The organism is Streptococcus sp. 21.1, assembly GCF_016648635.1.
Classification (GTDB): domain Bacteria; phylum Bacillota; class Bacilli; order Lactobacillales; family Streptococcaceae; genus Streptococcus.
In genome coordinates this window covers 53,205-67,027 of record NZ_JACLQL010000010.1, presented here as the reverse complement: position 1 = coordinate 67,027, position 13,823 = coordinate 53,205, and the positions used below count along the sequence as shown (strand labels likewise).

Genomic DNA, 13,823 nt, shown 5'->3' with positions numbered 1-13,823 from the left:
TTATTTTATAAAAAACTAAAGCTTTTGACAAGGAGGAGTCCTATCTTGACCATGGATTGGGAAGAATTTCTAGACCCCTATATTCAGGCCGTAGGTGAGCTCAAAATCAAGCTCCGAGGCATTCGTAAACAATTTCGTAAGCAAAATCGTCACTCGCCTATTGAATTTGTGACGGGACGTGTGAAGTCAGTGGCTTCCATTGAGGAGAAAATCGCCCTTCGTGGCCTTTCGATTGAAAATTTGGCTCAAGATATGCAGGATATCGCTGGTCTCCGAGTCATGGTCCAATTTGTCGATGATGTGGATGAGGTTTTGGCTTTGCTTCGTCATCGTAGTGATATGACTATTGTTTCAGAGCGAGACTATATCAGAAACCGTAAAAATTCGGGTTATCGCTCTTATCATGTTATTATATCTTATCCCGTTGATACCATAGATGGTCGTAAGGAGATTCTTGCAGAGATTCAGATTAGGACTTTGGCCATGAACTTTTGGGCCACCATTGAACATTCCCTTAATTACAAGTATCAGGGGAATTTTCCTGAGGAGATTAAACTTCGCTTGGAAACTACGGCCCGCATGGCTTATGAGCTTGACGAAGAAATGCGGAAGATACGTGATGATATTAGAGAAGCCCAGTTGCTCTTTGATCCAATTAATAGAACTTTGAAGGATAGTGTAGGAAATAGTGATGACACAGATGAAGACCTCTTCGGATGAGATGAAGGTAGCTATTATTGCCAATGGCAAACCCCAAAGTAGGCGTGTTGCCTCGAAACTTTTTAATGCCTTTCGAGATGATCCTGATTTTTATTTGACCAAGAAAAATCCAGATGTGGTCATCTCAATTGGTGGTGATGGCATGTTGCTATCGGCCTTTCATATGTATGAAAAAGAGCTTGCGCGTGTGCGTTTTGTAGGGATTCACACGGGTCATCTAGGCTTTTATACGGATTATTTGGACAGTGAAGTGGATCAATTAATCGAGACGCTTCGAAAAGATAGTGGTGCAAAGATTTCTTACCCTCTTTTGAATGTCAAATTGACCCTGGCTGATGGTCGTTCTTTTACGTCGATTGCCCTCAATGAAGCAGCCATCAAGCGTAATGAGAAAACCATGGCAGCAGATGTTTGCCTTAATGATGTCTTGTTTGAGAGCTTCCGTGGAGATGGGTTGTCAGTGTCGACGCCTACAGGATCAACGGCCTACAATAAATCCTTGGGTGGTGCGGTCCTTCATCCTACCATTGAAGCCTTGCAACTGACAGAGATTGCCAGTCTTAATAATCGTGTGTACAGGACTCTAGGAAGTCCCCTTATTGTGCCCAAGCATGAGAAGATTACCGTTTATCCTACCCGAATGGGAAGCTACACTCTATCCGTTGATAATAAAACCTATACCAACCGTAATGTGAAAAAGGTAGAATTTTCAATCGACCAACGTAAGATTTCCTTTGTGGCTAGTGCCAGTCACACAAGTTTCTGGGAACGCGTACGTGATTCCTTTATCGGAGACATGGAAGAATGAGATATGAATTTACCGTAGGACGTTCATGTCGAGTTAAGACCTTTTTGAAGGAGCACGATATTTCAAAAGGACTTCTGGCCAAGATTAAGTTTGAAGGTGGTCATATTTGGGTCAATGGCGAGGAGCAGTTTGCGACTTATCCTGTCCATGAAGGAGATGTGGTTACCATTGAAATCCCGGACGAGGCACCGCATGAAACCTTGAAGCCAATTCCTTTTGACTTGGATATCGTCTATGAGGATGATAACTTCTTGGTGATTAATAAACCCTATGGCTATGCTAGTATTCCAAGTGTTAACCACGATAATACCATGGCTAATTTTGTCAAACATCATTTTGTCAGCAATAATTATCCCAACCAGCGTGTGCATATTGTGACACGTTTGGATAAGGACACCTCTGGTCTCATGCTGTTTGCTAAGCATGGTTACGCCCATGCTCGTATGGATAAACAGTTACAACAGAAGTCTATCAAGAAACATTACTATGCCTTGGTTGAAGGTGACACCAAACTTGAGAAGCAGGGTGAAATCATTGCACCGATTGCGCGTGATGTGGATTCCATTATCACACGTCGAGTCCATAAGTCGGGGAAATATGCCCACACTAGTTATCGTTTGGTAGGTGATTATGGTAGGGTTAAACTGGTTGATATCAATTTGCATACTGGGCGTACTCACCAGATTCGCGTCCACTTTGCCCACTTAGGCCTTCCCCTTTTGGGAGATGATCTTTATGGTGGTTCTCTAGACTATGGTATTGAGCGTCAGGCCTTGCATTGTCACCGTCTTGCATTTGTTGATCCTTTCACCAAAAAAGAGATGGTCCATGCATCTTCCTTGACAGATGATTTTGAAACCGTTATCATGAACTTACAAACTAAAAAAGATTGATTGAGGAATTTTTTTATGCGTAGTCTATTTGGTGAACTTCGTGAACATATTTTAGGGAAAGGTGTTAAGATTGTTTTCCCTGAGGGTAACGACGACCGTGTGGTTCGTGCAGCAGCCCGTTTGAAATTTGAAGGATTGGTTGATCCTATTATTTTGGGAGACCCAGCAGAGGTTCACAAAATCTTGAACGATCTTGGTTTTGCAGACTTTAACTATACAATTATTAATCCTGAAACCTATGAAGATTTCGAGGAAATGAAGGAAAAATTTGTTGAAATCCGTAAAGGGAAAGCGACAATGGAAGATGCGGAAAAGTTGCTTCATGATGTCAACTATTTCGGTGTTATGCTAGTTAAACTTGGTCTTGCTGATGGGATGGTTTCAGGTGCTATTCACTCAACAGCGGATACGGTACGTCCGGCCCTTCAAATTATCAAAACAAAACCTGGTATTTCTCGTACATCAGGTGTCTTCCTTATGAACCGTGAAAATACCGATCATCGCTTGATGTTTGCTGACTGTGCCATCAATATTGAACCAAATGCTCAAGAATTGGCAGAAATTGCAATTAATACTGCCGAAACAGCTAAAGTTTTTGGTATTGATCCTAAAGTGGCAATGCTTAGCTTCTCAACAAAAGGTTCTGCTAAATCACCAAAAGTTGACAGGGTTGTTCAAGCAACAAATATTGCTAAAGAAATGCGTCCTGACTTGGCTATTGATGGGGAGTTGCAGTTCGATGCAGCATTTGTTCCAGCAACAGCGGCTATTAAGGCTCCAGATAGTGACGTAGCAGGACATGCTAATGTCTTTGTCTTCCCTGGCTTGCAAGCAGGTAATATCGGCTATAAGATTGCCCAACGTTTGGGAATGTTCGAAGCCATCGGACCAATCTTACAAGGTCTTAATAAACCAGTAAACGATCTTTCTCGTGGTGCTAGTGCTGAAGATATTTACAATTTGGCGATTATCACAGCTGCTCAAGCTCTTAATGGCTAATTTTAACTTAGAAACAGAGGTTTAACCAAGGTGTTAGGCCTTTTTGTTTTATGCATGACTGGTGATTAAAAATAAATCGATTAAAGTAGCTAGAAATCCAGGAAATACAATGGACTGTTGAGTTTGCCGTGTTTCATTATGTACTTTGCTTGTGCAAAATATTCTGGAAGTGACTGTTTTTCTTGATTATTTATGCTATAATGAAAGAGTAAAATTTTATTTTTTGGAGAAATCTTATGAAAAAAAGCAAATGGTTAGCCCTCGCGGGTGTAGCCCTTCTAAGTGTTGGTGCCTTAGCGGCTTGTTCTTCTAAGTCAAGTACTAGTGGAACGACTTATGGTTATGTTTATAATTCAGACCCAGAATCATTGGATTACATTACTTCAAATACAGGACCTACTAAGACAGCTGTGACAAACGGTGTAGATGGTCTTATGGAAGCAGATAAATATGGAAATCTTGTCCCTTCAGTAGCTGAAGATTGGTCTGTGTCTCAAGATGGTCTGACTTATACTTATAAAATCCGTAAGGGAGTTAAATGGTATACTTCTGATGGTGAAGAGTATGCTGATGTGACTGCTAAGGACTTTGTGACTGGTCTTAAGCATGCGGCTGATGGCAAGTCTGGAGCTCTTTACTTGGTGCAAGATTCTATTGCTGGCTTGTCTGACTACCTCTCTGGTGCCAATAAAGATTTCTCAAATGTAGGCGTTAAAGCAATCGACGATTATACATTGCAATACACCCTTAAAAAACCTGAGCCATACTGGAACTCTAAAACAACTTATGGCTTGCTCTTCCCAGTTAACGAAGACTTTCTTAAGAACAAAGGAAAAGATTTTGGTAAGTCAACAGACCCAACATCTATCCTCTATAATGGTCCTTTCATTCTCAAATCTTTGACAGCTAAATCCTCTATTGAGTTGACTAAGAATGAAAATTATTGGGACAAGAAGAATGTACACTTTGATGCCATCAAATTGTCATATTATGACGGTTCGGATCAAGAGGCTCTAGAACGTGGTTTCACGGATGGTGCCTATAGTTTGGCTCGTGTCTACCCAACGAGTTCTAACTATTCTTCTGTAGAGAAGAAATATAAAGATAACATTTATTACACTGCAGCAGGTGCGTCTACATCAGCCATTGGTGTTAATATCGACCGCCAAAGCTATAAATTCTCAGCCAAGAAGACGGATGCTGAAAAGACATCAACTAAGAAGGCTCTTCTAAACAAAGACTTCCGTCAATCAATCAACTTCGCAATTGATCGTACGGCTTATCAATCACAAATGAATGGTAAAGATGGTGCAGCTCTAGCTCTTCGTAATCTTTTTGTTCCTTCTGATTTTGTCAGTGCAGGTGATAAGACCTTTGGAGATCTTGTAACAGAGAAAATATCCTCTTATGGTGATGAATGGTCAGGTGTAAACTTTACTGATGGTCAAGATGGCCTCTACAATGCTGAAAAAGCTAAGACTGAGTTTGCCAAAGCTAAGGAAGCTCTCCAAGCAGATGGTGTTCAATTCCCAATTCACTTGGACCTTCCTGTTGACCAAAGTTCTAAAATCAATGTTGCTCAGGCCCAATCTTTGAAACAAACCATTGAGCAATCATTGGGTAGCGATAATGTGGTTATCGATGTTAACCAATTATCATCTGATGACATACAAAATGCAACCCTTAACGCGGCTAATGCAGCGGCAGAAGACTGGGATATTTCTAACGGTGTCATTTGGGGTCCAGACTATCAAGACCCATCAACTTACCTTGATATCTTTAAGACAACTTCAAGTGAAAATACCAAGACTTTCATGGGGTATGATGATCCAAACAATGCAGCAGCAGCCCAAGTAGGTCTTAAAGATTATGATGCTTTGCTTGATTCAGCAGCTTCAGAAACAACAGACCTCAACGCTCGTTACGACCGTTATGCTCAAGCTCAAGCTTGGTTGGAAGATAGCTCTCTTGTCATTCCATTGACTGTTGGTAACGGTGCAGCACCAGTTATCTCACGTTTGACACCATTTACGGGTGCTAGCATGCAGGTGGGTGATAAGAACTCATCAGACTACTTCAAATATGTGAAACCACAAGAAAAAGTAGTTACTAAGAAAGAATATGAACAAAGTCGTGAAAAATGGCTTAAAGAAAAGAAAGCATCTAACGAAAAAGCTCAAAAAGATCTTGAGAAACACGTTAAATAATAATCTTGAGAAAAAGGCAGTTTGCCTTTTTCTTTTGTCAAAAAAGGGCTAATCCCTAGTGTTTATAAGGGGTATAATTGTGAGAAAGTCAGTATAAGACAAAATATTCTGAAAATTGTACTCATCTTATTTTTTATGGTATAATGTAGGCATATTAAAAAAGAATTTTTGGAGAATGCTTATGAAAAAAAGTAAATGGTTGGCCCTTGCGGGTGTTTCCCTCCTTAGTGTTGGGGTTTTAGTGGCTTGCTCATCAAAATCAAACACTTCAAGCAATACATACAACTATGTTTATACTGCTGACCCTGAGACATTGGATTACCTTATTTCCAATAAAGGTTCAACAACTGATGCTGTGACAAATGGTGTCGATGGCCTTTTGGAAAATGATAAATATGGTAACTTGGTGCCTGCTATTGCCAAGGATTGGACTGTTTCAGCTGATGGTTTGACTTATACTTACAAACTTCGTAAGGGAGTTAAATGGTATACTTCAGATGGTGAAGAGTATGCGGAAGTAACAGCTAAAGACTTCGTAACAGGTCTTAAACATGCTGCTGACAAGAAGACAGAGTCAATCTATTTAGCAAAAGATTCTGTAGTAGGTCTTGCTGATTATTTCAACGGTACTGATAAAGACTTCTCTAAAGTTGGTGTTAAAGCTCTTGATGACTACACTCTTCAGTACACTCTTAAACAACCAGAACCTTACTGGAATTCTAAGATGACTTATTCTCTCTTCTGGCCTGTAAATGAAGAGTTCCTTAAGTCAAAAGGGGATAGCTTTGGTAAATCAACAGATCCATCATCTATCCTTTATAATGGTCCGTACATCCTTAAGTCATTGACAGCTAAATCATCTATTGAGTTGACTAAAAATGAAAACTATTGGGATAAGAAGAATGTTCACTTTGATGGCATCAAACTTTCTTTCTACGATGCATCTGACCAAGAATCGCTTGTTCGTAATTTCACTGATGGCGCTTATAGCCAAGCACGTCTATATCCAACAAGCTCAAACTTTAATTCTGTAGAAAAACAATATAAAGATAATATCTTCTATACACAACCATCTGCAGATATTGGTGGGGTTGGTGTTAATATTGACCGTCAGTCTTACAATCATACATCTAAGAAGACTGATGCTGAGAAAGATTCAACTAAGAAAGCTCTTCTTAACAAAGATTTCCGTCAATCAGTTAACTTTGCTATTGACCGTACAGCTTATTCAGCACAACTTAATGGTGAAAAAGGTGCAGCCCTTGCTGTTCGTAACATTCTTGTAAAACCTGATTTTGTTTATGCTGGTGACAAGTCATTCGGTGATTTGGTAACTGAAAAGATGGCTTCATATGGTGATGAGTGGTCAGGTGTCAACCTTAAAGACAGTCAAGATGGTATCTTCAACGCTGATAAGGCTAAGACTGAATTTAATAAGGCTAAGGAAGCCCTTCAAGCACAAGGTGTTCAATTCCCAATTCACTTGGACCTTCCTGTTGACCAAGCGGCTAAACCAACTGTAGCACGTGCACAATCTTTGAAACAATCTGTTGAAAAGACACTCGGTAAAGAAAATGTCGTGGTAGATGTTCATCAAATGTCTCAAGATGATCTTCTAAATAGCACATTGTATGCTTCTAACGCAGCAGCAGAAGACTGGGATATCAATATTTCAGTTGCTTGGGCGCCTGACTACGAAGACCCATCAACATTCCTTGATATCTTCAAGACAACAGCTAGTGAGAACACAAAAACTTACATGGGATTTGACGATCCTAACAATGCAGCAGCAGCTCAAGTAGGTCTTAAAGACTTTGATGCTTTGGTTGATAATGCAGCTAAAGAAACAAGCGACCTCAACGTACGTTATGAACGTTATGCAGAGGCACAAGCTTGGTTGGAAGATAGCTCACTCTTCATGCCACTTATGGTTAACAAGGGTGCTGCTCCAATGGTAGCTCGTTTGACACCATTCTCAGGTGCTTACTCTCAAGTAGGACCTAAGGGTTCTGATAGATACTTCAAGTACCTTGAACCTCAAAAAGATGTTGTCACTAAGAAAAACTATGATAAAGCCCGTGAAAGCTGGCTTAAAGAAAAGTCTAAGTCCAACGAAAAAGCTCAAAAAGACCTTGAGAAACACGTTAAATAAAAGGACGATGGAACTTTCTCATTAGATTGGGAAAGTTCTTTTGGAATTAAAGGAAGAGACATGAAAAAATACATTTTATTGAGAACCCTCCGTTCTCTATTGTCAATATTTGTCGTGACGGCCTTGACCTACACGATTATCTATACCATGGTGCCGAGGCGTCTGATTTTCAGACAGGACCCTAACTACAATAAGATTGCAAAAACAGCTGATTCTAAGGCTAACTATGAAAATACAATCTATGAACGTATGGGTTATATTGATTACTATGACACCAAGGAGTTGCAGGAGAAAGCTAGCTCCCTTGATAAGTCAGTAACCACTAAGCCAACAAAAGAAAATAAGGCTATCTACCAAAAATATGTGGATAGTTTGGGACATGGCTGGCGTTTGCATCAGTTCAAGCAAAGTAAACAATTCTATGCGACACGTGATGTGCCAGTACTTGAACGTGTGTTTGGCTTCTATACGCACCTCTTTGAATTTGACAATACTGGATGGGTTAAAGATAAAACAAATCCAAACTTGAAGCGTTATATCCGTATTGAAAATGACCCAGCTATCGGTTGGTCAGTTGTTGGTTCAGGGACTAAGCATAAATACTTGCTTTACTTTAACGGTCAGTTCCCATTTGTTCACCAAAACTTTGTTAAGATGAACCTTGGTACATCTTACCCAACTTATGCTGAGCAAGGTGTTCTTGATGTTATTACACAAGGTCAAGGACAAACACAAAGCTCTGAGGTCAACTTCCCTACTGGTAAGAAGGTATCTTCAGTAGATATCTACTCTCGTACTTATAAATCACCAAGTCAGGCTGATGCTAGAGATCGTTCTTACTATGGAAATGACCCATACACAGCGACCAAGAGTCGCTACCAATACCCATCAATGGTGACAAGTTCTGCCATTGCAGGTTTGATTGGTTTGGTCTTGTCTTATGCTTTGGCAATTCCATTGGGATCATACATGGCACGCTTTAAAAATACCCTCTTTGATAGTGTATCAACAGGTGTCTTGACTTTCTTGCTTTCACTACCAACCATCGCCTTGGTTTATATCATTCGTTTGATTGGTTCTGAGATTGGTCTTCCAGATTCCTTCCCTATCTTGGGTGCGGGTGACTGGCGTTCATACGTCTTGCCATCTGTCATTCTCGGTCTCTTGTCAACACCAGGTCTTGCGATTTGGATTCGTCGTTACATGATTGACTTGCAATCACAAGACTTCGTTCGTTTTGCACGTGCCAAAGGATTGTCAGAACAAGAAATTTCGAATAAACACATTTTCAAAAACGCTATGGTTTCCTTGGTTTCAGGAATCCCAGCATCTATCGTTAGTGTTATCACAGGGGCAACCTTGACAGAAACAATCTTCGCCTTCCCTGGTATGGGTAAAATGTTGATTGACTCTGTCCGTGCTTCAAATAACGCTATGGTTGTGGGTCTTGTATTTATTTTCACAGCCCTCACCATCTTCTCATTGCTTGTGGGTGATATCCTTATGACTATGATTGACCCACGTATCAAATTGACATCTAAAGGAGGTAAATAATGGCTTCAATTGATAAAAGTAAGTTCCAATTTGTAAAGCGCGATGATTTTGCCTCTGAAACAATTGATGCGCCGGCCTATTCATACTGGAAATCGGTGATGCGTCAGTTCTTCAAAAAGAAGTCAACAACTGTCATGTTGGGAATCTTGATTGCTATCATTTTGATGAGTTTTATCTACCCGATGTTTTCAAAATTTGACTTTAATGATGTGTCTAAGGTTAATGACTTTAGTGTACGTTATGTGCATCCAAACGCTCAATACTGGTTCGGTACGGACAGTAATGGTAAGTCCCTCTTCGATAGTGTTTGGTTTGGAGCTCGTAATTCTATCCTTATTGCTGTTATCGCTACCTTCCTTAACGTTGTTATTGGTTTGCTTGTAGGTGCTGTTTGGGGGATTTCTAAGACCTTCGATATGATTATGATGGAAATCTATAACATCATCTCAAATATTCCTGCCCTCCTTGTAGTTATCGTCTTGACTTACTCATTGGGTGCTGGTTTCTGGAATATGATCTTTGCCATGACTGTTACAGGGTGGATTGGTATTGCCTATACTATCCGTATTCAAATCATGCGTTACCGTGATTTGGAGTATAACTTGGCTTCTCGTACACTGGGAACACCAACTCCTAAGATTGTGGTTAAAAACATCATGCCACAACTAGTGTCAGTTATTGTAACTATGGCTAGTCAGCTCTTGCCAGGATTTATCTCTTACGAAGCCTTCCTTTCATACTTTGGTTTAGGGCTTCCTGTTACAACGCCTAGTCTTGGTCGTTTGATTTCAGACTATGCACAGAACGTTACAGTCAATGCTTATCTCTTCTGGATTCCATTGACTACCTTGATCCTCGTTTCCCTTGCTCTCTTTATTGTCGGTCAAAACTTGGCGGATGCCAGCGACCCACGTACGCATAGATAGGAGTCCAATATGACAGAAAATAAAAATGTAATATTATCGGCTCGCGATATCGTCGTGGAATTTGACGTTCGTGACCGTGTTTTGACAGCCATTCGAGGAGTTTCCCTTGATTTGGTTGAAGGTGAAGTTTTAGCCTTGGTTGGTGAGTCTGGTTCAGGTAAATCAGTTTTGACTAAGACTTTCACAGGTATGCTTGAAGAAAATGGTCGTGTCGCTAGTGGTTCGATTGATTATCGCGGTCAAGATTTGACTAAGCTTAAGAGTCACCAAGACTGGGCATCTATTCGTGGGGCTAAGATTGCAACTATCTTCCAAGATCCTATGACCAGTCTTGACCCAATTAAGACTATCGGTAGCCAAATTGTTGAAGTCATTGTCAAACACCAAGGAAAATCAGCCAAAGAAGCTAAAAAAATGGCCATTGATTACATGGACAAGGTTGGTATTCCTGATGCTGAAAAACGTTTCAATGAGTATCCTTTCCAATACTCTGGTGGGATGCGTCAACGTATCGTTATTGCCATTGCCTTGGCTTGTCATCCGGATGTCCTTATCTGTGACGAACCAACAACTGCCCTCGATGTGACCATTCAAGCTCAAATCATCGACCTCTTGAAATCACTCAAAGAGGAGTACGGTTTCTCAGTGATTTTCATTACCCATGACCTTGGTGTGGTAGCAAGTATCGCTGATAAGGTTGCTGTTATGTATGCTGGTGAAATCATTGAATACGCAACTGTTGAGGAAATTTTCTATGAGCCTTGTCATCCATACACGTGGAGCTTGCTTTCAAGCTTGCCACAGTTGGCCGATGATAAGGGTGAGCTTTTCTCAATTCCAGGGACACCACCATCACTTTATACACCGGTTGTTGGGGATGCCTTTGCCTTGCGTTCAGACTATGCTATGCAGATTGACTTCGAGGAAAAAGCACCACAATTCCAAGTTTCAGATACTCACTGGGCTAAGACCTGGCTCTTACATGAGGATGCACCAAAAGTTGAAAAACCTGCGGTTATCCAAAATCTACATGAAAAAATCCGTGCTAATATGGGGTTTGCACATTTAGGAGATGAGGAGGAAGGCAATGCCTGAGAAGTTAGTTGAAGTAAAAGATGTGGAGATTTCCTTCGGTGAAGGAAGCAAGAAATTCGTTGCTGTCCACAATGCTAATTTTTTCATCAACAAGGGTGAAACCTTTTCCCTCGTTGGTGAGTCTGGTAGTGGTAAAACTACTATCGGGCGTGCCATTATTGGTCTAAATGATACAAGTAATGGTGAGATTATTTTTGACGGTAAGAAAATCAATGGACACTTGTCTCACTCTGAGAAAAACGACCTTATCCGTCGTATCCAGATGATTTTCCAAGACCCTGCGGCTAGTTTGAATGAACGTGCAACAGTCGATTATATCTTGTCTGAGGGCTTGCATAACTTCCATCTCTATAAGGATGAGGAAGATCGTAAAGCTAAAATCAAGAAAATCATCAAAGAAGTGGGACTTCTTGAGGAGCACTTGACACGTTACCCTCACGAATTTTCTGGGGGACAACGTCAACGTATTGGGATTGCACGTTCCTTGGTCATGCAACCTGATTTGGTTATCGCTGACGAACCCATCTCAGCCCTTGACGTGTCAGTTCGTGCCCAAGTTTTGAACTTGCTTAAGAAATTCCAAAAAGAGTTGGGATTGACCTACCTCTTTATCGCTCACGACTTGTCAGTGGTCCGTTTCATTTCTGACCGTATCGCTGTTATTTACAAGGGGACAATCGTGGAAGTTGCTGAGACAGAAGAACTCTACAACAATCCTATCCACCCTTACACCAAGTCACTCTTGTCTGCTGTTCCTATTCCAGACCCAATCTTGGAACGTCAGAAAGTCTTGAAGGTTTATGATCCAAACCAACACGACTATTCGGTTGATAAACCAGAAATGGTTGAAGTACGTCCAGGACACTTCGTTTGGGGTAACAAAGCCGAAATTGAGACTTATCGTAAAGAACAAAGTAAATAAGTCTTTTCAATGCAAAAAAAATCGTGTTCCAAAAGGAACACGGTTTTTCTTTAGTTTAAATTTAAGCGTTTGGTCATGATGTAGTAGGTACCAAAGTAACTTGCTCCGATGAGAATGAGAGACTGAACTAGACTAAAGATATATGACGAGTTATTAATTGCAGTATGTGTTGCGTCTCCGGTCAAGGCTGCACCGAGTCCAAAGAAGAAACCAATAAAGAATAGGATAGCCTGAATGGCGAAATAGGCGACAAATCCCATAAGAACTTTGTTAGTGTTGAAGAGATTTCCGATACTAATACAGAGGTAATAGAAAAGGATACCAGCAATCATTGACAAGATTGTAGAAGGGATGAAGAGGTAGAAAGCGCCTATCTCTTTTAGGATCTGGCCAAAGTAGCTGGTAGCTAGGAGGATATCTTTCATATCAAGGCAGAAAGCAGCTATAATTCCAATCGAAAGGAGTATAACGAGTGATGAAATGATATCTAAAATAAAGGCTACCAAGAGTTTAGACAAGATTAATTGGTGGGCAGAAACTGGGAGCGTATTGGTTAGATAACCTTCTCTCCCAAAGACAGTCTTTGCAAATCGTCTGACAATGAGGACTATTGTTGCTATATAAATGGCTCCCCATACAATAATGGTAGCAAAAACCATCAGTGTGAAGAAAGCAAAGAAGAGTAGACTAGGTTCTTGGTGGCTCTGTTCAGTTACAAAAATAGATTTTCGAAGCATTAAGCCCAAGGGGATAGAGAGTAGGATGGCAATACCATAGATGCCAAGGTACCACTTACGGACCGATTGTAATTCATACTTAACTAATTTCCAAAACATGCTCATACCTCCTAGTTGTGGAACATCTCTCTAAAGAGTTTGTCGATAGATTTGCCATGGGCTTGACGGATATTATCAGCATCCCCTTGAAGTTCAATCTGACCGTATTTTAAGAAGACAACTTCATCTAGGACAGATTCAATATCTGCAATCAAATGAGTTGAAATGATAACAGAAGCTTCTTCAGAGTATTGGTTGATAATGGTTTTAAGAATGTAGTCACGTGACGCGGGATCGACTCCACCGATAGGTTCATCGAGGAGATAGAGTTTAGCTTCACGACTCATAACCAAAATCAACTGAACTTTTTCTTTGTTACCTTTTGAAAGGTCCTTAAGGCGCAAATCAGGTTGGAGCTTTAGATCCTGCAAGAGTTGCAAGGCAAGAGGATAGCGGAAGTCAGCGTAAAAATCTTGGAAGAAATCCAAGTAGTACTGTATTGTCTTACTTTCATCTAAATAGGTTGTGTCAGGCAAATAAGCCACTTGCGCCTTAGTGATAGGTGACGGCTGAAATCCATTAATGGTCACTAAACCTGAAGTCGGTTGAAGGAGGCCGTTCAAAATTTTGATTAGGGTTGTTTTACCACTACCGTTTGGTCCTAAGAGACCAATGATTTTACCAGAAGGGATGGACATGGTCACATCTCTAAGGGCTGGAATACCATTATAGGTCTTGGTGAGATTTGTTAGAGTTACAATATCAGTCATC

12 protein-coding genes are annotated in these 13,823 nt (G+C 40.6%); 10 read left to right on the top strand and 2 right to left on the bottom strand.

Features of this window, described 5'->3' with window-relative positions; all coding sequences use genetic code 11:
- The first annotated feature begins 45 nt into the window (after positions 1-45).
- From H7U01_RS08020 to H7U01_RS07975, 10 genes are all read left to right on the top strand, one after another.
- The gene (locus H7U01_RS08020; RefSeq protein WP_014634828.1) at positions 46-720 is read left to right on the top strand and encodes a GTP pyrophosphokinase family protein; all 675 of its coding nucleotides are present in this window, start codon (positions 46-48) and stop codon (positions 718-720) included.
- Positions 692-1,528 carry an NAD kinase gene (locus H7U01_RS08015; RefSeq protein WP_002884507.1) on the top strand — a complete coding sequence of 279 codons (837 nt, stop codon included), beginning with the start codon at positions 692-694 and terminating at the stop codon, positions 1,526-1,528. The genes H7U01_RS08020 and H7U01_RS08015 overlap by 29 nt, the downstream gene beginning before the upstream one ends.
- Entirely contained in the window at positions 1,525-2,421 is an 897-nt protein-coding gene (locus H7U01_RS08010) for an RluA family pseudouridine synthase (RefSeq protein WP_201041418.1), read from the top strand. The genes H7U01_RS08015 and H7U01_RS08010 overlap by 4 nt, the downstream gene beginning before the upstream one ends.
- 15 nt (positions 2,422-2,436) lie before the next feature.
- Positions 2,437-3,420, top strand: coding sequence for a phosphate acetyltransferase (gene pta, locus H7U01_RS08005; RefSeq protein WP_073689253.1), 984 nt, complete (start codon positions 2,437-2,439; stop codon positions 3,418-3,420).
- Between the two features lie 236 nt (positions 3,421-3,656).
- Positions 3,657-5,627 carry a peptide ABC transporter substrate-binding protein gene (locus H7U01_RS08000; RefSeq protein WP_201041417.1) on the top strand — a complete coding sequence of 657 codons (1,971 nt, stop codon included), beginning with the start codon at positions 3,657-3,659 and terminating at the stop codon, positions 5,625-5,627.
- Positions 5,628-5,808: 181 nt separating this feature from the next.
- Positions 5,809-7,779 carry a peptide ABC transporter substrate-binding protein gene (locus H7U01_RS07995; RefSeq protein ID WP_183135799.1) on the top strand — a complete coding sequence of 657 codons (1,971 nt, stop codon included), beginning with the start codon at positions 5,809-5,811 and terminating at the stop codon, positions 7,777-7,779.
- Positions 7,780-7,839: 60 nt separating this feature from the next.
- The gene (locus tag H7U01_RS07990; protein WP_038676511.1) at positions 7,840-9,333 is read left to right on the top strand and encodes an ABC transporter permease; all 1,494 of its coding nucleotides are present in this window, start codon (positions 7,840-7,842) and stop codon (positions 9,331-9,333) included.
- Positions 9,333-10,259: an oligopeptide ABC transporter permease OppC gene (gene oppC / locus H7U01_RS07985; protein ID WP_107373260.1), complete on the top strand. Its 927-nt coding sequence runs from the start codon at positions 9,333-9,335 to the stop codon at positions 10,257-10,259. Before H7U01_RS07990 ends, oppC begins: the two co-directional genes overlap by 1 nt.
- A gap of 9 nt (positions 10,260-10,268) precedes the next feature.
- A complete protein-coding gene (locus H7U01_RS07980) occupies positions 10,269-11,354 on the top strand; it encodes an ABC transporter ATP-binding protein (protein ID WP_002891435.1) in 1,086 nt (361 codons plus the stop codon).
- The gene (locus tag H7U01_RS07975) at positions 11,347-12,276 is read left to right on the top strand and encodes an ATP-binding cassette domain-containing protein (protein WP_049554144.1); all 930 of its coding nucleotides are present in this window, start codon (positions 11,347-11,349) and stop codon (positions 12,274-12,276) included. Before H7U01_RS07980 ends, H7U01_RS07975 begins: the two co-directional genes overlap by 8 nt.
- A 50-nt stretch (positions 12,277-12,326) precedes the next feature.
- Here the strand turns inward: H7U01_RS07975 and H7U01_RS07970 are convergent, their stop codons facing one another.
- Together H7U01_RS07970 and H7U01_RS07965 are read right to left on the bottom strand one after the other, a co-directional pair.
- Positions 12,327-13,112 carry an ABC transporter permease gene (locus tag H7U01_RS07970; RefSeq protein WP_201041416.1) on the bottom strand — a complete coding sequence of 262 codons (786 nt, stop codon included), beginning with the start codon at positions 13,110-13,112 and terminating at the stop codon, positions 12,327-12,329.
- Positions 13,113-13,123: 11 nt separating this feature from the next.
- Positions 13,124-13,822: an ABC transporter ATP-binding protein gene (locus H7U01_RS07965; protein ID WP_201041415.1), complete on the bottom strand. Its 699-nt coding sequence runs from the start codon at positions 13,820-13,822 to the stop codon at positions 13,124-13,126.
- Position 13,823 lies beyond the last annotated feature (1 nt).

Excerpts from the sequence above, each read along its gene's own strand:
- H7U01_RS08015 (WP_002884507.1), top strand. The coding sequence starts at position 692 with ATGACACAGATGAAGACCTCTTCGGATGAGATGAAGGTAGCTATTATT.
- H7U01_RS08010 (WP_201041418.1), top strand. The coding sequence starts at position 1,525 with ATGAGATATGAATTTACCGTAGGACGTTCATGTCGAGTTAAGACCTTT.
- pta (WP_073689253.1), top strand. The coding sequence starts at position 2,437 with ATGCGTAGTCTATTTGGTGAACTTCGTGAACATATTTTAGGGAAAGGT.
- H7U01_RS08000 (WP_201041417.1), top strand. The coding sequence starts at position 3,657 with ATGAAAAAAAGCAAATGGTTAGCCCTCGCGGGTGTAGCCCTTCTAAGT.
- H7U01_RS07995 (WP_183135799.1), top strand. The coding sequence starts at position 5,809 with ATGAAAAAAAGTAAATGGTTGGCCCTTGCGGGTGTTTCCCTCCTTAGT.
- H7U01_RS07990 (WP_038676511.1), top strand. The coding sequence starts at position 7,840 with ATGAAAAAATACATTTTATTGAGAACCCTCCGTTCTCTATTGTCAATA.
- oppC (WP_107373260.1), top strand. The coding sequence starts at position 9,333 with ATGGCTTCAATTGATAAAAGTAAGTTCCAATTTGTAAAGCGCGATGAT.
- H7U01_RS07980 (WP_002891435.1), top strand. The coding sequence starts at position 10,269 with ATGACAGAAAATAAAAATGTAATATTATCGGCTCGCGATATCGTCGTG.
- H7U01_RS07975 (WP_049554144.1), top strand. The coding sequence starts at position 11,347 with ATGCCTGAGAAGTTAGTTGAAGTAAAAGATGTGGAGATTTCCTTCGGT.
- H7U01_RS07970 (WP_201041416.1), bottom strand. The coding sequence starts at position 13,112 with ATGTTTTGGAAATTAGTTAAGTATGAATTACAATCGGTCCGTAAGTGG.
- H7U01_RS07965 (WP_201041415.1), bottom strand. The coding sequence starts at position 13,822 with ATGACTGATATTGTAACTCTAACAAATCTCACCAAGACCTATAATGGT.